Source organism: Bradyrhizobium lupini, from assembly GCF_040939785.1.
GTDB classification, from domain to species: domain Bacteria; phylum Pseudomonadota; class Alphaproteobacteria; order Rhizobiales; family Xanthobacteraceae; genus Bradyrhizobium; species Bradyrhizobium canariense_D.
This window is the reverse complement of the sequence record NZ_CP162553.1, coordinates 5,502,443-5,521,084: the sequence shown is the minus strand read 5'-3', so window position 1 is coordinate 5,521,084 and position 18,642 is coordinate 5,502,443. Positions and strand designations below refer to the sequence as shown.

Genomic DNA, 18,642 nt, shown 5'->3' with positions numbered 1-18,642 from the left:
ATTACTGGGTTGTCCTGGATGCTGCAAGAATAAGGCGCTCGGACGGCGGCAGGTCGAACCGCGGCTCGACACCCAGAAGCGGCGCGATCCGCTCGATCACCTTGCCGCCCGTGGGCACCGCGTTCCAGCCCGAGGTGATGAAACCCTTCGTTTCGGGAATGGCCTGGGGCTCGTCCAGCATGATCAGGATCTGATATTTCGGATCGTCGCAGGGCATGATCGCGGTGAAGGAGTTGAGCACCCGCTTCTTGGCATAGCGGCCGTTGATGACCTTCTCGGACGTGCCGGTCTTGCCGCCAACGTAGTAACCCTTGACGTCGGCGGTCTTGGCGGTGCCGATTTCTGCATTGAGCCGCATCAGGAACCGCATCTTGTCGCTGGTCTCCGTCTTGATCACGCGCTTGGCCATCGCCGCCGCTTCGGACTCGCTGCGCTTCATGAAGGTCGGCGGAATCAAATAGCCGCCGTTCACCAGCGCGTTGATGCCCATCACCGCCTGCAGCGGCGCCACCGACATGCCTTGGCCGAACGCGATGGTCACGGTGTTCAGCTCGCCCCAGCGGCGCGGTATCAGCGGAGCCGCGCTTTCCGGCAGTTCGGTGCGCAGCCGCGTCAACTGGCCCATCTTGCCGAGGAATGCCTTGTGCGCCTCGACGCCCTGCCCGAGCGCGATCCGCGCGGCGCCGATGTTGGACGAGAACGTGAACACTTCCTTGGTGTTGATGAAACGTCCGAGCGCGTGGCTGTCATGGATGGTGAACTTGCCGTAGTGCAGGTTTCCCCGTGCATCCCACATCGAGTTCAAATTGATTTTGCCGGAATCGAGCGCCATCGCCAGCGTGAACGCCTTGAAGGTCGAGCCCATCTCGTAGACGCCGGTGGTCAGGCGATTGATGCGGTCGGGATCGTGCGCTTCCTTCGGATTGTTGGGATCGAAATCCGGCAGCGAGACCATCGCCACGATCTCGCCGGTCTTGACGTTGGAGACGATGCCGGAGGCGGCCTTGGTGTGGTATTTCTCCTTGGCCTTCAGCAGCTCGTCACGCAGTGCGTGCTCGACCCGCAGATCCACCGATAGCTCGATCGGCTTTTGCAGCCGGTCGGTGGCAAAGCCCGCGCGGTGGAGATCGGCGAGCCCCTGATTGTCGAGCCACTTCTCCATGCCGGCGATGCCCTGGTTGTCGATGTTGACGAGACCAATGAGGTGGGCGACCTCGTTGCCGGTCGGATAGACGCGCTTGTTCTCGCGCAGGAAACCGATGCCGGGAATGCCGAGCTTGTGGATGTCCTGCTGCTGCTTCGCCGTAATCTCGCGCTTGAGCCAGACGAAGCCCTTGCGCGTCTTCAGGCGCTCGCGCACCTCGGCCTCGTCGAGGTCGGGCACCGTGGCGGTCAGAAGTTCGATTGCCTCGTCCTTGTCGATGATGCGACGCGGCTCGCCGAACAGGCTCGACGCCTTGACGTCGGTCGCGAGGATCGCGCCGTTGCGATCGACGATGTCGGGCCGCGCGGTCGCGACCACCTCCTGCGCCGCGGCGCGGCGCGCGCCGTGGGCGTCGGCGCCGATCGCGAACATCACGAGCCGGCCGCCGATCAGGGCGTAGACCGCGCCAAAGGCGAGCATCGCGAGGCCGACGCGCGCCCGCGCCTTGGCCGCGCGATCGACGTTGCGCCCGTACAGCAGGCTGCGGATCAGGCGCTGGCGCCAAGGCTCAGTCGGCTTTTCTGCCGGTTTGGCCGGGGTCACAGCATTCATGGCTTGTCCTCGGGCTGAGGTACGGAGCCCGTCACATTATCGGGATCGCTGGCGGCTTCGATGGTGTTGAGCATGGCGCCGATCGGATCCGGCTCGCCCGGCCTGAACATCCGCGGCGGGCGCTCGGGCAGATTCTTCAGTGAATCATATTGCGTGCCGTTGACCGGCTTGAGCTGCAGATGCCGGTCGGACAGGCCCTGCAGGCGCAAGGGCGCATCGAGCTTGGCCCATTCGGAGCGCAGCGCCGCGATCGCATCGCGCTGCTCGCGGATCTCCGCATGCAGCCGCAGCACCTTTTCAGTGCGCGCCGTGGAGTCCATCTTGATCCTATAGACATAGGCTGCCGCGAAGATCAGCGCGCCGATGACGAGGAGGTGGATGAAGCGCATGCGCTAGCCACCTCTCATGACGTCGGAGAGTTTTGGCCAGGACGATTGCTCGCGCTCGTCATGCGCCGGCGCCGAGGTGCGCTCGCCGGCGCGCAGTTTTGCCGATCGCGCACGCGGGTTATGCGCGACTTCGTTTTCGCCCGCGATCACCGGCCGCCGCGTCAGCAGCTGAAAACTCGGCACCGCCTGCGACACTTCCGGCAAATGGCGTGAGCCGCCACCCGTCTTGCTGCGCAGGCTAAGGAAATTCTTGACGATGCGGTCTTCCAGCGAATGGAACGAGACGACAACGAGGCGACCACCGGGCTTGAGCACGCGCTCGGCAGCGATGAGCGCGCTCTGGAGTTCCTCGAGCTCTTCGTTGACGAAGATGCGCAGGGCCTGGAACGTCCGCGTCGCCGGGTGAATATCGCCGGGCTTGGACCGAACCACCCTGCCGACGAGCTCGGCGAGCGCGCGCGTGGTCGTGAACGGCGTCTCCTGACGGTCCGCGACGATAGCGCGGGCGATCCGGCGCGACTGCCGCTCTTCGCCGAGAAGATAAATGATGTCGGCGAGATCGCCTTCCGAGGCGCGCGCCACGACGTCGGCCGCAGTCGGGCCTGCCTGCCCCATCCGCATGTCGAGCGGACCATCGAGGCGGAACGAGAAGCCGCGGCCGGCCTGGTCGAGCTGCATCGAGGATACCCCGACGTCCATCACGAGGCCGTCGACGCCATCGATGCCTTGAGCCGCGCAGACCTCGGCGAGGTTGGAGAAACGATCTTCAACGAGGGTCAGCCTGCCCGCCGAGCATGCGACGAGCTCGGCGCCGCCCTCGATCGCAGTACGGTCGCGATCAATGGCAATCACCTGAGTTCCCGGCACGTCGAGGATCGCGCGGCTGTAGCCGCCGGCACCAAAGGTCGCGTCGATATAAAGGCCGCCTTCGCGCGGGGCGAGGTGGTCGATGGCCTCGCGGCCAAGAACGGGGATGTGCGGAGCCGAGCTCATGCGCCAGGCCTGCCGATCGCCCCGCCGGACTCCCAAGTGAGATCGGGGACGAACAAGCTCATAACGCCTCGAATGATTCCGCGTCGCGGCGGTTCCACGACCCAACCCCCGTCCGATATGGTTACCGTGCCCGGTCGTCCCGGGCCACCAACCCAGTATTCCCCTTGGAATTTGTCGGGCAGCCATGGGATTTCGAGCCAAAATACGCTTTGGCCGCCTCCGGACGCGGGTCGGCTCTTCATCTCTCAGTAACGGCCCTTAGCGTTAAGAAAGCGTTGATCGGCTCGCGACAAGTCGAAAAGCTGACGCGGCGGTGATGCTTCATCCACACACATGCGCCAAAATGCATCCGTTAACCTCGTCGCGCGGTTGCGCACGGTGGAGGGTAAAGGAATAGTAAAGAAAAGGGCTTGGCCCACTCTCTGTCTGTCTCGAGCTATTTATGTCGTCCGGTTCGTCCACGCCGTCTGGATCTGATTCGAAGCGTCAACGCGTTCTGCCGGTTCCCAAAGCCGCCGCGAACATGCGGACGTTCGAGCCGGATTCCTCGATCGTCTCCGACATCATCCCCTCACCGAACCATGGCGACCGCAACAAGGGCCGCCAACCCGATATGATTGTGCTGCACTACACCGGCATGCCCGACGTCGAAGGTGCGCTGGCGCGGCTCTGCTCCGCGGGCACCGAGGTGTCGGCACATTATGTCGTGCTGGAAGACGGCCGCATCGTGCAATGCGTGCCGGAGGCCAGGCGCGCCTGGCATGCCGGCGTCTCGTCCTGGTCCGGCGAGGACGACATCAATTCCTGCTCGATCGGGATCGAGATCGTCAATCGCGGCCACGATTGGGGCTATCCGGAGTTTCCGCTGCGCCAGATCGCCGCCGTGATCGCGCTGTGCCGCGGCATCATGCTCCGCCGCAAGGTGCCCGCGCACCGGGTGCTCGGCCATTCCGACGTGGCGCCGGCGCGCAAGAAAGATCCCGGCGAAAAATTTCCGTGGCATTCGCTGGCCAATTCCGGCGTCGGACACTGGGTCACGCCCGCGCCGGTGGTGCGCGGCGAAAGCCTGATGCTCGGCACCATCAGCGATGAGGTGCTGAGCCTGCAGCAAGCGCTCGCCAGATACGGCTACGGCGTTCCCCTCACCGGCAAATACGACGCCGCGACCATGGAAGTCGTCACCGCGTTCCAGCGCCATTTCCGCCCGGCGCGACTGGATGGGGTCGCGGATCACTCGACGCTCTCGACCTTGCAGGCGCTGTTGGGGAGTCTCCCTCAGGAGACAACGACCATCATGACGAAGTAGCTGACGTCTTCGAGAACGTGACCTCTTGCTCCGTCATGCCCGGGCTTGTCCCGGGCATCCACGTCTTTGTCGCGCCGGAAGAACGTGGATGGCCGGGACAAGCCCCGCCATGACGGAAACTCAGTTCATCTCCCTCATCCTTCGCGCATAAAGCCGTCGCAGCGGCTCTAACTGCGTCGCCTCCGTCGCAGCGCGATAGGCCTCGCGCGCCTCCTCCTTCCGGCCAAGCCGCCGCAACAAATCCGCCCGCACCGCTGGCAGCAGCTCATAGCCATGAAGCGCGCCGCGTGCGGCGGTCGCATCCACGAGATCGAGCGCGCGCGCGGGCCCATCGACCATCGACACCGCCGCCGCATGGTTGAGTTCGATCACCGGCGACGGATTGATCCGCAGCAGCACTTCATAGAGCCCGGCAATCTGCGGCCAGTCTGTCTGCTCGTAGCTCGGCGCACGCGCATGCAGCGCAGCGATCGCGGCTTGTACTGCATACGGCTGCGGCCGGCCGGGCACGCGCAGTGCGTCGTCCACCAGGCGCAGACCCTCCTCGATCTGTGCATGGTCCCACTGCGAACGATCCTGCTCTTCCAGAAGCACGATGTCGCCGGCGGCGGTCTGGCGCCCTGCGCGGCGCGCATCGTGCAGCAGCATCAGCGCCAGCAGGCCCTTGATCCCGGCTCGATCGGGTAGCAGCCGGTCGAGCAAGCGGCCAAGCCGGATCGCCTCGGCGGCAAGATCGGGTCGCATCAAATCCGCACCCGACGTCGCCACATAGCCCTCAGTGAAGACCAGATAGATCACGGCAAGCACACCGTCGAGCCGCGGCACCAGCGTGTCGCGCTCGGGGACTTCATAGGGAATGCCGGCGAGTCGGATCTTCTGCTTGGCGCGGACGAGACGCTGCCCCATCGCCTCTTCGCTGACGAGGAAGGCGCGCGCGACTTGCGCCGTGGAGAGTCCGCAGACGGTGCGCAGCGTCAGCGCGACCTGGACTTCGGGCGCAAATGCAGGATGGCAGCAGGTGAAGATCAGCCGCAGCATATCGTCGTCGAGCGTCGCCGACGGCTCGGCGGGCGCCTGCGCGTTCAGCTCGAGCTCGTGCACGAGCGCCTGTTCCTTGCCGCGGAAAACGGCTTGGCGCCTGATACGGTCGATCGCCTTGTGCCTGGCGACATTGACCAGCCAGGCACGCGGATTGTCGGGGACCTCGCACGCCGGCCAGCGCTCCAGTGCCACCGCAAACGCGTCCTGGAGCGCGTCCTCGGCGAGATCGAAATCGCCGACGAGGCGGATCAGCGTGGCCAGCGCGCGCCCCGCCTCGTCGCGGAAGATCTTGTCGATCTCGGACAGCGTCATGCGCCGATGCGCGACGGCGCCGTCACTTGTCGTACACCCAGATCGGCCGCACCTCGATCGAGCCGATACGCGCCGACGGAATCCGCGACGCGATCTCGATCGCAGCATCGAGATCCTTGGCCTCCACCAGGTAATAGCCGCCGAGCTGCTCGCGTGTTTCGGCAAACGGGCCGTCGGTCGTCAGCGTCTTGCCGTCGCGCACGCGGACGGTCGTTGCAGTCGTGGTCGGCTGCAAACGGTCGCCGGCCTTGAAATTGCCGCTCTGGATGATGCCTTGCGTGAAGGTCTGATATTCCGCCGTCATCTGCTGGCCGGCCGCCGGACGCATATTCGCGTACTCGGCTTCGTTCTGGTAGATCATCAGCAAATACTGCATCGCTTAACTCCTGCTGCACGGCTGGATCGCCGACATCCAGTCGAACGGGACACGCGCCCAACGACATCTTCAGGATAAATTATTTCGGGCGAACCGTGCATGGCGATATCGGCTTGCGGAACCGACACAAATGCTTCATGCGTAAGCCGTCAGTCGGCCGGACGGCCGCTCCGGCAAGTGCCGAAAGGCCGCCGGGGAGGAAAGTCCGGGCTCCCTTGACATACGGTGCCGGATAACGTCCGGCGGGGGCGACCCCAGGGAAAGTGCCACAGAGAACGAACCGCCCGCCGTCGCCCCTTCGGGGCTTTGGCGCGGCAAGCCCTCGGGCCTGCCGTGCCGTAGCAGCGCAAGCTGCGTAGGCAGGTAAGGGTGAAAAGGTGCGGTAAGAGCGCACCGCGGCTGCGGCAACGGAGCCGGCATGGTAAACCCCACCGGGAGCAAAACCGAATAGGGACGGCATAGCGGAGTGTTCGCGAAAGCGATAACGCCGCGGGGCGATGTCAGGCCCGCCGTCCGGGTAGGTTGCTCGAGGCCATGTGCAAACATGGTCCCAGAGGAATGGCCGTCACGTATCGTTCGCGCAAGCGGACGGTGCCCTACAGAACCCGGCTTAGAGGCCGGCTGATATCTTCAACGAGGGGTTCGATGCTGACTGCATCGGGCCCCTCACCATTTGGGGGCTCGCTATCCGACGATCTCTTGCAACACACCCATCAGCGCCTCCGGCGCTGTCACATTCGGCGCATGGCTCGCATCGAGTTCGAAAGTGCGCCAGCCATCCTCGGTCTTGGTGCGCTTCGCGAACTGCCCGAACACGTCGCCCGGCGGAATGCGCGTGCAATAGATGTAGCTGCGCGGCATCGCCGGCTCGCCATGTTCGAGCGTTAGCTTCGTCTCGAAGCATTTGATCGGCATGTTGATCCGGCGTGCGTTGAGCCAGTCGAGATCGGCCTGCGGGGTATCCGGCGGCGGCGGGTTCGGCGGGATGCGGTAGCCGTCGCCTGAGCTTGCAGCCTTGCGCATCGGCTCGCGCCCGCCCTCGTGGAGATCGAACAGCGATTGGCCGTCACGCGGCACGAAGGCGTCGAGATAGATCAATTGCGTCACCCGCTCGCGCGCGCGATCGGCGACACCGGTGGCGACCATGCCGCCATAGCTGTGGCCGAGGAGCACGATGTCCTCGAGATCCTCGAACCTGATGACGTTGAGAATGTCCTGGATGTGCGTGTTGAGATCGATCGCGGGACTGGCCAGATGCGCGCGCTCGCCGAGCCCGGTATAGGTCGGCGCAATGAGGCGATGGCCGGCCTTTGCCGTCAACGGATGCATCTTCTTCCAGGCCCACCCGCCGGACCACGCGCCGTGACAAAGCAGGAAGGTTTTTGAGCGTGCGGCCATCGGCGTTTCCATCGTTCTTGTTTGTACGATGGAGTGTAGCGGCCGGTCCCGCGATGTAAACGCTACGGCCCCTTAAGCCGCGCGCGCGTTCACCTTCACCAGGACGGCTGCAGGCCGACCAGCTTCGCGCCGCAGCTTGCCCGCCTCAAAACCATGCATGCCGATCTGCCATTGCAGCCCGACGATGGCACCCTTGGTCGGCTGCAACAGCGCGAGCGAAGCGAACAACGTCACCGGCAGCCACACCACCAGTTGCAGCCAGACGGCCGGCGCATAGGCGGTCTCGACCGCGAGGATTGCCGGCACCACGAGATGGCCGACGACGACCATCACGAGATAGGCCGGGAAATCGTCGGCGCGCTGGTGGAACAGCTCCTCGCCGCAATGGTCGCAGGTATCCGCCACCTTCAGGAAACGGCCGAACGCGTGGCCTTCGCCGCAGTTCGGGCACTTGCCGCGAAATCCGCGCCACATCGCCTTTGCCAGAGAGACTGAACCGGTTGCCATGACCCCACCTCTTCCTTTTCTACGATCCATACAATAATATCTTGCATCCATACATTCAAAGGATATAGGCCTTAATTGCATGGATTGGACCCTACAATCTCGGAGCTGAGCGGGCCGCGCTATCAGCGCATCGTCGAGGCCATGGAGGCCGATATCGCGGCCGGCCGGCTGGTGCGCGGCCAGCAATTGCCGACGCAGCGGGCGCTGGCAAAGGCGCTCGGCATCGACCTCACCACGGTGACGCGCGCCTACACCGAGGCGCGGCGCCGCGGCATCATGGAGGCCCGGGTCGGCCAGGGCTCGTTCGTGTCGGAGACCAGCGCGCGCCGCGTGGTCGATCTGCCGCATCCCGTCGCGATCGACCTCTCGATGAACGTGCCGCCGCAACCTCTCGAAGCGCAGCTCGACGAGCGCATCATCGCCGGGATGGAAGCCATCCGCGCCCAATCGGGCCTGACCGCGCATCTCAACTACCAGCCGCCCGGCGGCAGCGCACACGAGCGCGAGGTCGCGGCGCGATGGATGCGCCCCCGCGTGCCGCATGCGCATGCCGACAGGCTCGTGATCTTTCCCGGCGCACAGACGATCCTGTTCAACCTGCTCGCCCACCTCGCCCGGCCCGGCGACATCGTGCTGACGGAAGCCCTCACCTTCCCCGGCATCAGGGCCGCCGCCGCGCGCCTCGGCGTCAGACTCGTCGGCGTCGCGATGGATGACGGCGGCATCCTGCCAGAGGCGCTGGCAAAGGCTTGCCGCACGCATAGACCGAAAGCGGTCTATCTCATTCCGACGCTGCACAATCCGACCACCGCGACGCTTCTCCCCGAGCGCCGCAGCGCCATCGCCAAGATCATCAACGATGCCGATACGATTCTGATCGAGGACGATGCCTACGGGCTGCTCGATCGCTCGGCATCGCCGATCGCCAATCTCATTCCGGATCAGACATATCTCGCGACCACGCTGTCAAAATGTATCGCGCCCGCACTACGGGTCGCCTATCTGGTGACGCCCGACGGCAGCTCGCAGCGGGAGATGCGTAGCTCTTTGCAGGCGACGGTGCAGATGCCGGCGCCGCTGATGGTCGCGCTGGTGACGCGTTGGATCGAGACCGGGATCGCCGACCGCATCATCACCGCCATCAGAAGCGAGGCGATCGGCCGCCAGCAGCTCGCGCAACGGGCGCTCAAGGGATTTGAGTTCCAGGCCAAGCCCGCCGCGCATCATCTGTGGCTGCGGCTGCCGGAGGACCGTCCCGATGTCGCGGCGCATCTGCTGCGGAATGGACTGGCAGTCGTCGCCGGCGAGGCCTTCACCGTCGACGGGACCGCACCACACGCGGCACGCGTCTCGCTAGGCGCGGCGCGCAACCGGGCGGAATTGACGGAGGCGCTGCGCATCCTCGTGAGCGCGCTGCACAGGCCCGCCGACACCTGGCAGATCGTCTAGCAAATACCTATCGATGCTGCCGGCGATGGTGGGAGCGCTCGACCGGCGCAACAGCCGATGGATAAGCTTGCGATGCGTAGGCATCGCTCGGCTGGCCGAGAGCCCCGCGCGCGGCGGGCGTGAGCTGGCCGCCATTCAGAACGTCGCGGTCGGGATGGGCAGCCTGATAGGCAGCAGGCTCGGAAAACTGGGCCTGCGCCATGGTCGGCATCAAGGCCGCCGCCGACACTAGTGCGGCCGCGACGGCAATCTTCGTGCGGGTCATCGTCCTTCTCCATATTTCATTCGGGAGACTGGCCGATCGAACCGCATGATGGCGTCGAGCGGGCCCCCAGTTTGAAGTACGAGCGTCATGTAGGCCTGTCTTTCGCGAACGCCCGCCGTTGGGGATCACGCTTGCGTGCGGTTTTGAAATTGACCTGCACGGCCGCAGCTGTGCTATGCGAGCGATGGCGATCAACAGTTCGGGATCGTCAAGATAACAGGGACAATCTGTTGGAAATACTCACCTACGGGCTGCTGCTGCTCGGCGCACTGGCCGGGGGCTTCGTCTCGGGCCTTGCCGGTTTCGGCACGGCGCTGATGGCGCTCGGCATCTGGCTCTACGTGCTGCCGCCCTCGCTCGCGGTGCCCCTGGTGCTGATCTGCTCGGTGATCGCGCAGAGCTCGACGCTGCCGTCGATGTGGAAGAGTTTTGATCTCTCGCTGGTCTGGCCGTTCCTGATTGGAGGACTGATCGGCGTGCCGCTGGGCACCATGCTGGTCGCCTCCGCCGATCCAAAAGTGTTCAAGCTGAGCGTCGGCGTGCTGATCCTTGTTTTTTCGACGGCTCTCTATCTGAACAAGCGGCCGCTCGCCGTCACGTTCGGCGGCCGCATTGCCGACGGCGCGATCGGTTTTGCCGGCGGCATCTTGGGTGGCCTTGCCGGACTGTCGGGGCCACTTCCGATCCTGTGGGCAAACATCCGAGGCTGGAACAAGCACGAGCGGCGCGGCATCTTCCAGCTCTTCAATTTCACCGTGCTCGCCGCCGCCTTGGTGTTGCAGACCGCCTCGGGCCTCGTCGCGTTCAAGGTGGTCTGGCTCGCAGTGATCGCATTTCCGGGCACGCTGATCGGCGCATGGGCCGGCGCGCGCGTCTATCATGCGCTGAGCGACAAGCATTTCGGCGATGTCGTGCTCGGTCTGTTGTTCCTGTCGGGTCTCGGCCTGGTCTGGAACAGTTTGGGCACGCACTAACTCCGTATTGTCTTCGCGGCGAGCGCCATGCCGCCGGCAATGCCGACGCCAAGCACGTAGATCCAGCCCTCGGCGAAATCGAACAGATGCGAGTTGAGCAGCGAGGACAGCATGTTCTGCACCACGACCAGAAGGCCGACCCAGCAGGCCAGCCCCTCTCCGCGAAACAGCGAGAGGTGCGCGAACCAGAGCGCATAGAGGATCACGACGCCCGACGCGCCCCACTGCACGGCGACATTGAGCGTCTGGTTGTGGGGATCACCGACGATTTCCGCTCGAACCCCGCTCTCGCCGACAGCCGCGCGCGCGAACAGGCCGCGGATCGCCCCGGTGCCGTGACCGAGCAGCGGCGCGTCCGCGGTGAACGCCAGCGATTTGCGCCAAAACTCCAGTCGTGACCCCATGCCGCTGACATCATTGCCGGCGATGCTGACCTCATAGTCTCCGTTGAATTTGGCGACTGTTGCGCGCAGACGCGGCGAGGCGGTCCACAGCAGCACGGCCAACAGCCCCATCGCGCCGACGGCGAAGAGTGCGGTGCGGCGGCGCAAATGCAAAAGCGCGAAGACCACGATCAGGATCGGCAGCGTCACCAGCGCTGTCCGCGAGACCACGACGAACATCATGTTGGCGAGGAATCCGATCGCGAGCGCCACGAACAGCGCCGCGACGCGGTAGCGGCCTCGTCGCAGCAGCGACACGATCGGGTAGACCGCGATCGCACAGAGCGCGAACTCCTGGCTCTGGTCGATATAATTGCGCACCGCGATCCCGCTTTCGACCTTGTAGGGCCCGCGCGACAGATAGAGTTTCAGCGACAATGCGGGATCGACGGCGACGGCGAAGGAATAGAGCATCAGTGCCGTGCAGGATACCAGGAACGCGGAAAACACCCAGCCGCCAAACGGCCAACGCTCGAACTGGTAGATCAGAAGCGGAATTACCAGCAGCTTCGCCGCCGGGCCGATCGCATGGATTCGGTCCGGCCACGGCGCATCCGACCAGAGCGTGCCGATGGCGGCGAGTAGGACCAGCGCAATCGGCAGCAGGCAGATTGGCCGAAGCAGCGAACGCGGAAATTCGCGAAGGTCGAGGAACGCGAACGCGATCAGCCAGGGAATGAGCGCGAAAATGAGCCCGGTCGTGGTCCACGGCAACAGCAACGCGATCAGCGCGACGAAGCGGGCTGGCGTGCGATAGCGTGCCGCCCAGATCGCGGCGAGCCAGGAATTGGGCCGCTGCTCGTTCAACACCTCAGTCATTTGGCCCCTGCAGCCGATCCCCACGGCGCGGCAAGTTTGCCGGAGCCGTGGGGCGGGGACAAGCGATCGCTACGCTGGCGCGCGTACAGGAGACGCCACGCGCTTGGGCGCAGCCGGCTCCGGGGACTTCTCATGCCGGAGCGTGGCAAGGCGCTTCCTGAATTCACGCCGTAGCAGCCACAAGCTCAGGGCCGCCTGCAGCGTGGTTGCCGCGATCGACAGGTACCAGACGTGCTCGATCCGGAAGCCCGGCCGCGTCGACAGCCAGATCGCCGGCAGCGAATAGGTGAGCACGCGCATTGCCGAACTCCACAGCACCGGCTTGGTATTGCCGAGGCCCTGGAACATGCTCGAGCAGGTGAAGATCACGCCCTGCGCCACCATGTTGAGCGAGATGATCCGCAGGAACAGGAACGCGATCTCCATGGTTTCCCGGTCGTTCGAGAACCCCGAGAGCAGGAGCTGCGGCTTCAACTGCGCGAGGCACATGAAGCCTATCATCACGACACTGGTGATCAGCGCCGCCTTGACGAAGGTTTCGCGCACGCGCTCGCCTTTTCCGGCGCCCATGTTCTGGCCGGCGATTGGCCCAGCGGCGAGCGCAACTGCAAGCGCCGGCATCTGGATCAGGCCCAGGACCCGTTGTCCGATCCCGAAACCGGCCTGCGCCGCCGCACCGAAATCGCGCAGCACGAAATAGACCACCGCCATGAGGATGAACATCATCGCGAACTCGCCGCCGGCAGGCAGGCCGACATTGAGGATGCGCCTCAGATGCTGCGCCTGCGGACGCCACTGCGCCGGATTGAAGGCGACATAGCGTTCGACCTTACGAAAATGCGCAAGCAGCATCACGACGCCGATCAACACCGCGATCGAGCTCGCCAGCCCCGCACCGGCAACGCCGAGCGCATAGCCCGTGCCCAAGCCCGCGATCAGAACCGGCGCCAGCGCGATGTTGATGGCCACCGCAAGCGCCTGCACCAGCATCGTGGGACGCACGATGCCGGTAGCGCGCAGCGCGGATCCCATCACCTGGCTCGCGAATTGCAACGCGAGCGCCGGCATGAACCACAGCAGATACGTGGTCCCCGCCTCGATCGTGGCTTCGTCCGCGGCGATCGCATGCATGTAGGCGCGCGACAGCGCCGCGCCTGCGACCAGGGTCAACAGTCCGAACAGCACCGACAGCACGATCGCCTGATTGAAGATCAAATTGGCATCCGGCCGATCCTTGCGTCCCACGGCATGCGCGATCAACGACACCGCGCCGACGCCGAGCACCTGCATCAGCGCGTTGATGAGAAAGCCGGCATTGCCGGCCGCCGCCACGCCCGCGACCGCGGCATCGCCCAAGCCCGAGACGAAGTACAGATCGACCAGCTGGCAAAGCATGATCGTGACCATACCGACCATGATCGGCGGTGCCATGCCCAGAATGTGCTTCGCGACGGAGCCGTTGGTCAGGTCTTTCATTTCACCCATCCTTGACCGATTCCTTGGCGACGCGGCCGACATTGGTCCGCCGGCCGCGCGCCACTCATTCCGCTGCTGCGATCTGTCCGAGCTCCACCACCTGGCGCTCGAACAGGCCGCGATAGATGCCGCCGGGCCTGGCCGCGAGCTTGGCATGCGTGCCTTGCTCGACGATCTCGCCGCGGTCGAACACCAGGATGCGATCGAGGCTCTTCACCGTCGAGAGCCGGTGCGCGATCACGATCGAGGTGCGGCCTCGCATCAGCCGCTCCATCGCCTGCTGGATCAGCGCCTCGGATTCCGAATCGAGGCTCGAGGTCGCTTCGTCCAGGATCAGCACCGGCGCGTCCGCCAGGAAGGCGCGCGCCAGCGCCACGCGCTGCCGCTCGCCGCCGGAGAGCTTGACGCCGCGTTCACCGACCAGCGTGCCGTAGCCCTTGGGCAGGCGCAGGATGAAGTCATGCGCGTTGGCCAGCCGTGCCGCCTGCTCGATCGCCTCCAGGCTGGCGCCGGGCCGGCCATAGGCGATGTTCTCGGCGAGCGAGCGGTGGAACAGGATCGGGTCCTGCTGCACGACCGCGATCTGGCTGCGCAGCGAATGCTGCGTGGCCTTGGCGATGTCTTGCCCATCGATCAGAACGCGGCCGCCGGTGACGTCGTAGAGCCGCTGCACCAGCTTGACGAAGGTGGTCTTGCCGGAGCCGGAGCGGCCGACGAGACCGACGCGTTCGCCGGCGCGGATCGTGACCGACAGTCCGTCATAGAGCGGCGCATGATGGCCGCCATAATGGAACGTGACGTCGTCGAACACGAGCTCGCCGCGCTCGATCGCAATCGGCCGCGCGTCCGTCGCATCCGCAATCCCGATCGGCTCGTCGTGGATCGCCACCAGCTCCTCCATGTCATTGACCGAGCGCTGCAGGTTGTTGATGTGCATTCCGACGTCGCGCAAATAGGCATGGATGACGTAGTAGCTCGTCAGCACATAGGTGACGTCGCCGGGCGAGGCTCGCCCCGACATCCACAGCAGCACGGCGCCGCCGATCACGGAGGCACGCAGGGCCAGCAGCACCGAGAGCTGCGCCAGATTGGTGTAGTTGTAGCGCAGCCAGGTCCGCCGCACGCGCACGCGCCAGCGGTTGACGACACGGGCAAGCCGCGCATCCTCGCGCGCTTCCGCGCCGAACGATTTCACCACCGCGTTGCAGGTCAACGCATCCGCCAGCGTGCCGCCGACCTTGGTGTCCCAGGCATTGGAGATGCGCGCGGCCGGCGCGATGTAGCGCGTCGAGAACAGCACCGTCATCGTGACATAGGCCAGCGCGCCCAGCGCGATCACCGCGCCAAGCGAGGCCCAGTGCAGGCCGAGCAGGATCATCGACCCGATCAGCACCAGCAGCGACGGCGCCAGCGCCATCAAGATGGTGTCGTTCAACAGGTCGAGCGCCCACATGCCGCGGGTGACCTTGCGCACCGTGGATCCCGCAAAGGAGTTGGCGTGCCAGTCGGTCGAGAACCGTTGCACGCGCATGAAGGCTTCCTGCGCGACCTCGGACATGATCTTCAGCGAGAACGGCACGATGGCCTGGAGGCCCGTCAGCCGCAGCACCATGGAGGCCGCGCCCAGCGCCACGATACCGCCCAATGCCATCAGCGCAGCGTCACGCGCGGCGGGATCGGATGGGCCGCGCGTCAGAGCGTCGACCAGATGTCCGGAGAAGACCGGCATGAACAGGTCGGCGATGGTCGCACCCAACAAGCCGCCGGCGACGACGAGGGTACGCCCCGGCTGCTTCAGCCAGTGCCGGAACACGAAGGGCAGCACCACGCGTATCGCCGCGGGCCTTTTTGACAGAGCGGTCATGGCATCATCCGGCCGCTTATGTCGCGGGCCGGCTCCATTGATGGACACAGGCCGGCCGCGAGGGCCGAGACGGTGTCACTTAAAGTTGGTTTTGACTTGGGAAGCGGAGCGATCGGGACCAGGAGCCCAATCGAAGCTGGCGGAAGAGACCTCTAGGAGGCCGAGCACATACCGAGCCAGAACATCATCGAGCGCGGGCGTGCGATCTGCGAATGCGACGAAATCATGCAAATCCTCCCGGTTCGATGGAATGAGGTACGCTTTATAGATGTGTCAGTGGTGATTTGCAACGGGGCTCGCGCGAGATCACGCGGAGTGTTGCAAATTAGTGCGCGTCGCCGCTGGCGCCGAACGGCGAGGCCGGCCTCTTCAACAGTGTGACGAGCAGGGTGAGGCCGAGATAGAACAGCGTCAGGATGAAGAAAGCATCGCCGAAGCCCATCACCACGGCCTGGCGATGCACGAGCTGGCTGAGCTGCTTCATCGCCATTAAGGTGGAATCGCCAAGCCCCTGAAACTTCTGCATGAACATGGTCAGGGTTTCGGTCGCGGTCGCGTTGCCCCAGGTCACACGCTCCTGCAGGCGCGTAATGTGCAGATCGGTGCGGTCATTGAGCACGGTGTTGATGACGGCGAGACCTACGGCACCGCCGAGATTGCGCATCAGGTTGAAGAGGCCCGAGGCGTTCTTCACCCGGTCGGGCGCCAGCGTGCCGAGCGCGATGTTGTTGGTCGGCACCATCGCGAACATCATGCCGATGCCGCGCAGGATCTGCGGAATCAGCAACTCATAGAAATCGTAGTCGCGCGTGATCCAGGTCATCTGGTAGGAGCCGAGCGCGAACACGACGAGCCCGAACGCGATCATGTAGCGCATGTCGTACTTCGCCATGAGACGCCCGACCACCGGCGCGATCAGGAACATGGTGATGCCCGAGACGAACATGGTCTCGCCGATCATCAGTGCGCTGTAGCCACGCACTTCGGCGAGGTAGCGCGGATAGATGTAGGTCAGGCCGTAGAGGCCGATGCCGATGCAGAACTGAAGGACGCAGCCGATCGCGAAATTGCGGTTGGAAAAGGTGCGTAGATTGACGATCGGCTCGGCCGCCCTGAAGACGCGCCAGAAGAAGGCGATCGCCGAGATGCCGCAGATCCAGGCGCAGATCGCGACCGAGGGGTCCTGCATCCATTCATATTGCGGGCCTTCCTCCAGCACGTATTCCAGCGTGCCGAGGAAGCCGGCCATGAACAGCAGCCCCCACCAGTCGAAACGGTCGAGCAACTCGAAATGCGGCTCGTCGAAATCGACCAGCGCCAGCACGCCGATGGTGATGCCGATGCCAGGCACGATGTTGATGAAGAACAGCCAGTTCCAGGACATCAGGTCGGTGATGTAGCCGCCGACAGTTGGCCCGATGGTCGGAGCCAGCGTTGCGACGAGCCCGATGATGGGACCGACGATGTGGAATTTGGTGCGTGGGAAAACGGTGTAGGCCGAGGCGAACACCGTCGGGATCATGCCGGCGCCGAGAAAACCTTGCAGCGCGCGCCAGAGGATCATCTCCTCGACGGTGGTGGCGAAGCCGCAGAGCAGGCTCGATGCGGTAAAGCCTGCCGCCGAGATTGCGAACAACAGCCGCGTGCCGAAGGCGCGCGACAAGAATCCCGACAGCGGGATCGCGATCACTTCGGCGATCAGATAGGCGGTCTGGACCCAGGAGACCTCGCTAGAGCTTGCCGACAGGCCGGCCTGGATTTCACTCAGGGACGCCGAGACGATCTGGATGTCCAGGATCGACATGAACATCCCGAACACCATGATGATGAAAGCGAACAACCGCTTCGGTGCGATGCGCTCCGAAGCGGGGTCCGCCATCATGGCAGGTGAAGCGGTCGTGGCGTTCGCCATGGTCTGACCTCGCGGCGCAGGCGCGCTACTGCGGATGGATCATGGTGGCGTCGTCGAGATCGACCTCGCTGTCGGCGTCGGCCGCGCCCTTGTTGGTGTCGACCGTCGCAGTGACCGACATGCCGGCGCGGAGCAGGTTTTGCTTCGCGACCGACTTCGGCACCCGGATGCGGACCGGCACGCGCTGCACGATCTTGGTGAAGTTGCCGGTGGCGTTGTCAGGCGGCAGCAGCGTGAACACCGAGCCCGCCCCCGCCGCGATGCTGTCGACGACGCCGGAGAACTTGCGCATGCCGTAGGCATCGACCTTGATCGTCACCGGCTGGCCGGGACGGATGCGCTTGAGCTGGGTCTCCTTGAAATTGGCATCGATATAGACGTTGTCGAGCGGCACGACGTTGCCGAGCCGCTGGCCCACCGCGACGAAATCGCCGGCACTGACGAGGCGGTTCGAGAACGTGCCGTCGACCGGCGCGCGCACCGCGGTGAAGGCGAGATCGCGCTCGGCCTTGGCCAGCGTGGTCTTGAGCTCGGCGAGTTGCGCCTGCGCTTCGGCCTGCTGCGCCTTGGCGACGTCGACATTGCTGAGCGCGACGTCGTAGGCGGCCTGCGCAGCCTTGACCGCGGCGGCGCCCTGGTCGCGTCCGGCTTCGGAGCTCTCGAAGGTGGCGCGCGAGGCAAAACCCTTGTTGCTCAGCGCCTGCTGGCGCTCATAATCGAGGTCGGCGCGCTTGAGGCCGGCTTCGGCGGAGACGAGTTGCGCCCTGGCCTGCGCGACCTGGCTGTCGAGCGCCGCGACCTGGCGGCCGATGCGATCGATGGTGGCCTGCTGGGTCGCGATCCTGGTCGCGGCGGCGTCGACGGCGATCTTGTAGTCGCCGTCGTCGACGCGGAAGACGATGTCGCCGGCGCGCACCGTCGTGTTGTCGCCGGCGAGGATCGAGGAGACGTGGCCGGCAACGCGCGCGCCCAGCATGGTGTTGTTGGCGCGGACATAGGCGTCGTCGGTCGCGACGTAGAAGCGGCCGACCAGCGTGTAATAGCCGGCATAGCTCGCGGCCGCGAGCGCCAGCACGAGCCCTATTCCCATCATCACGAATTTGCGCTTGCCGGACTTCGGCGCGCCGGCGGCGGGCGCGTCTGGGGCTGCGGCCGGCTTGTCGGTCACGGGCTTCTCCGGCGCCTCGCTGGGACGGCGCTTGGTTTCCTCGGCCACATGAGAGCGCAACTGTTCGGCGAGAGCTACAGACGTCTCGGTGGCAGCGTCACCACCCGCGGGCGCCGGCGTCTCCACGGCGTCCTGGCGAAGGACGCGCGCAGCCTGGTCTCTCACTACGGCCATGGAGGCCTCCCCAAAAAAGC

The 18,642-nt window shown here is 65.1% G+C and carries 16 protein-coding genes and 1 other RNA gene; 4 read left to right on the top strand and 13 right to left on the bottom strand.

The genetic code is table 11. The features are described from left to right. Nucleotide 1 precedes the first annotated feature (1 nt). The 3 genes from AB3L03_RS26240 to rsmH are packed head-to-tail and all read right to left on the bottom strand — an operon-like array spanning nucleotide 2 to nucleotide 3,138. Nucleotides 2-1,756: a peptidoglycan D,D-transpeptidase FtsI family protein gene (locus AB3L03_RS26240; protein ID WP_368507242.1), complete on the bottom strand. Its 1,755-nt coding sequence runs from the start codon at nucleotides 1,754-1,756 to the stop codon at nucleotides 2-4. Next, on the bottom strand, nucleotides 1,753-2,145 hold the full coding sequence (locus AB3L03_RS26235; RefSeq protein WP_007600843.1) for a hypothetical protein: 393 nt from the start codon (nucleotides 2,143-2,145) through the stop codon (nucleotides 1,753-1,755). The genes AB3L03_RS26240 and AB3L03_RS26235 overlap by 4 nt, the downstream gene beginning before the upstream one ends. Before the next feature lie 3 nt (nucleotides 2,146-2,148). Next, complete coding sequence (gene rsmH, locus AB3L03_RS26230; protein ID WP_368507241.1) at nucleotides 2,149-3,138, bottom strand: 16S rRNA (cytosine(1402)-N(4))-methyltransferase RsmH; 990 nt, start codon at nucleotides 3,136-3,138, stop codon at nucleotides 2,149-2,151. Nucleotides 3,139-3,661: 523 nt separating this feature from the next. Here rsmH and AB3L03_RS26225 point away from each other — a divergent pair. Further along, a complete protein-coding gene (locus AB3L03_RS26225) occupies nucleotides 3,662-4,444 on the top strand; it encodes an N-acetylmuramoyl-L-alanine amidase (protein WP_085361407.1) in 783 nt (260 codons plus the stop codon). A gap of 120 nt (nucleotides 4,445-4,564) precedes the next feature. Here AB3L03_RS26225 and AB3L03_RS26220 read toward each other — a convergent pair whose 3' ends face one another. Both AB3L03_RS26220 and AB3L03_RS26215 read right to left on the bottom strand, forming a co-directional pair. Continuing rightward, nucleotides 4,565-5,797 carry an RNA polymerase sigma factor gene (locus tag AB3L03_RS26220; protein ID WP_368507240.1) on the bottom strand — a complete coding sequence of 411 codons (1,233 nt, stop codon included), beginning with the start codon at nucleotides 5,795-5,797 and terminating at the stop codon, nucleotides 4,565-4,567. Nucleotides 5,798-5,819: 22 nt separating this feature from the next. Then, on the bottom strand, nucleotides 5,820-6,173 hold the full coding sequence (locus AB3L03_RS26215; RefSeq protein ID WP_018454229.1) for a YciI family protein: 354 nt from the start codon (nucleotides 6,171-6,173) through the stop codon (nucleotides 5,820-5,822). Nucleotides 6,174-6,322: 149 nt separating this feature from the next. On the opposite strand from AB3L03_RS26215, the gene rnpB reads away from it, so the two are divergent. After that, nucleotides 6,323-6,802, top strand: an RNA gene (gene rnpB, locus AB3L03_RS26210) — RNase P RNA component class A. Nucleotides 6,803-6,857: 55 nt separating this feature from the next. Here rnpB and AB3L03_RS26205 read toward each other — a convergent pair. Continuing rightward, complete coding sequence (locus AB3L03_RS26205) at nucleotides 6,858-7,571, bottom strand: alpha/beta fold hydrolase (RefSeq protein WP_162496555.1); 714 nt, start codon at nucleotides 7,569-7,571, stop codon at nucleotides 6,858-6,860. 72 nt (nucleotides 7,572-7,643) lie between these two features. After that, a complete protein-coding gene (locus AB3L03_RS26200; protein WP_231190417.1) occupies nucleotides 7,644-8,078 on the bottom strand; it encodes a DUF983 domain-containing protein in 435 nt (144 codons plus the stop codon). Nucleotides 8,079-8,162: 84 nt separating this feature from the next. On the opposite strand from AB3L03_RS26200, the gene AB3L03_RS26195 reads away from it, so the two are divergent. Continuing rightward, entirely contained in the window at nucleotides 8,163-9,527 is a 1,365-nt protein-coding gene (locus AB3L03_RS26195; RefSeq protein ID WP_368509075.1) for a PLP-dependent aminotransferase family protein, read from the top strand. Between the two features lie 7 nt (nucleotides 9,528-9,534). On the opposite strand, the gene AB3L03_RS26190 is transcribed toward AB3L03_RS26195, so the two are convergent. Then, on the bottom strand, nucleotides 9,535-9,792 hold the full coding sequence (locus tag AB3L03_RS26190) for a hypothetical protein (protein ID WP_368507239.1): 258 nt from the start codon (nucleotides 9,790-9,792) through the stop codon (nucleotides 9,535-9,537). 230 nt (nucleotides 9,793-10,022) lie between these two features. Between AB3L03_RS26190 and AB3L03_RS26185 the strand changes: the two genes are divergently transcribed. Continuing rightward, on the top strand, nucleotides 10,023-10,766 hold the full coding sequence (locus AB3L03_RS26185; RefSeq protein WP_247475513.1) for a sulfite exporter TauE/SafE family protein: 744 nt from the start codon (nucleotides 10,023-10,025) through the stop codon (nucleotides 10,764-10,766). On the opposite strand, the gene AB3L03_RS26180 is transcribed toward AB3L03_RS26185, so the two are convergent. The 5 genes from AB3L03_RS26180 to AB3L03_RS26160 all read right to left on the bottom strand — a co-directional run bounded on the left by AB3L03_RS26180 (nucleotide 10,763) and on the right by AB3L03_RS26160 (nucleotide 18,622). Continuing rightward, nucleotides 10,763-12,028, bottom strand: coding sequence for an O-antigen ligase family protein (locus AB3L03_RS26180; RefSeq protein ID WP_368507238.1), 1,266 nt, complete (start codon nucleotides 12,026-12,028; stop codon nucleotides 10,763-10,765). The genes AB3L03_RS26185 and AB3L03_RS26180 overlap by 4 nt on opposite strands. Before the next feature lie 69 nt (nucleotides 12,029-12,097). Further along, nucleotides 12,098-13,504 (bottom strand): MATE family efflux transporter, encoded by a 1,407-nt coding sequence (locus AB3L03_RS26175; RefSeq protein ID WP_368507237.1) that lies wholly within the window; start codon nucleotides 13,502-13,504, stop codon nucleotides 12,098-12,100. A 64-nt stretch (nucleotides 13,505-13,568) separates the two neighbouring features. Further along, nucleotides 13,569-15,368 (bottom strand): ABC transporter ATP-binding protein, encoded by a 1,800-nt coding sequence (locus AB3L03_RS26170; RefSeq protein ID WP_368507236.1) that lies wholly within the window; start codon nucleotides 15,366-15,368, stop codon nucleotides 13,569-13,571. Nucleotides 15,369-15,693: 325 nt separating this feature from the next. Beyond that, on the bottom strand, nucleotides 15,694-17,280 hold the full coding sequence (locus AB3L03_RS26165; RefSeq protein ID WP_368507235.1) for a DHA2 family efflux MFS transporter permease subunit: 1,587 nt from the start codon (nucleotides 17,278-17,280) through the stop codon (nucleotides 15,694-15,696). A 25-nt stretch (nucleotides 17,281-17,305) separates the two neighbouring features. Continuing rightward, nucleotides 17,306-18,622: an efflux RND transporter periplasmic adaptor subunit gene (locus AB3L03_RS26160; protein WP_368507234.1), complete on the bottom strand. Its 1,317-nt coding sequence runs from the start codon at nucleotides 18,620-18,622 to the stop codon at nucleotides 17,306-17,308. Nucleotides 18,623-18,642 lie beyond the last annotated feature (20 nt).

What these genes read in the sequence shown, in the direction of transcription:
- AB3L03_RS26240 (WP_368507242.1), bottom strand. Translation starts at nt 1,756, where the DNA reads ATGAATGCTGTGACCCCGGCCAAACCGGCAGAAAAGCCGACTGAGCCT.
- AB3L03_RS26235 (WP_007600843.1), bottom strand. Translation starts at nt 2,145, where the DNA reads ATGCGCTTCATCCACCTCCTCGTCATCGGCGCGCTGATCTTCGCGGCA.
- rsmH (WP_368507241.1), bottom strand. Translation starts at nt 3,138, where the DNA reads ATGAGCTCGGCTCCGCACATCCCCGTTCTTGGCCGCGAGGCCATCGAC.
- AB3L03_RS26225 (WP_085361407.1), top strand. Translation starts at nt 3,662, where the DNA reads ATGCGGACGTTCGAGCCGGATTCCTCGATCGTCTCCGACATCATCCCC.
- AB3L03_RS26220 (WP_368507240.1), bottom strand. Translation starts at nt 5,797, where the DNA reads ATGACGCTGTCCGAGATCGACAAGATCTTCCGCGACGAGGCGGGGCGC.
- AB3L03_RS26215 (WP_018454229.1), bottom strand. Translation starts at nt 6,173, where the DNA reads ATGCAGTATTTGCTGATGATCTACCAGAACGAAGCCGAGTACGCGAAT.
- AB3L03_RS26205 (WP_162496555.1), bottom strand. Translation starts at nt 7,571, where the DNA reads ATGGCCGCACGCTCAAAAACCTTCCTGCTTTGTCACGGCGCGTGGTCC.
- AB3L03_RS26200 (WP_231190417.1), bottom strand. Translation starts at nt 8,078, where the DNA reads ATGGCAACCGGTTCAGTCTCTCTGGCAAAGGCGATGTGGCGCGGATTT.
- AB3L03_RS26190 (WP_368507239.1), bottom strand. Translation starts at nt 9,792, where the DNA reads ATGACCCGCACGAAGATTGCCGTCGCGGCCGCACTAGTGTCGGCGGCG.
- AB3L03_RS26180 (WP_368507238.1), bottom strand. Translation starts at nt 12,028, where the DNA reads ATGACTGAGGTGTTGAACGAGCAGCGGCCCAATTCCTGGCTCGCCGCG.
- AB3L03_RS26175 (WP_368507237.1), bottom strand. Translation starts at nt 13,504, where the DNA reads ATGAAAGACCTGACCAACGGCTCCGTCGCGAAGCACATTCTGGGCATG.
- AB3L03_RS26170 (WP_368507236.1), bottom strand. Translation starts at nt 15,368, where the DNA reads ATGACCGCTCTGTCAAAAAGGCCCGCGGCGATACGCGTGGTGCTGCCC.
- AB3L03_RS26165 (WP_368507235.1), bottom strand. Translation starts at nt 17,280, where the DNA reads ATGGCGAACGCCACGACCGCTTCACCTGCCATGATGGCGGACCCCGCT.
- AB3L03_RS26160 (WP_368507234.1), bottom strand. Translation starts at nt 18,622, where the DNA reads ATGGCCGTAGTGAGAGACCAGGCTGCGCGCGTCCTTCGCCAGGACGCC.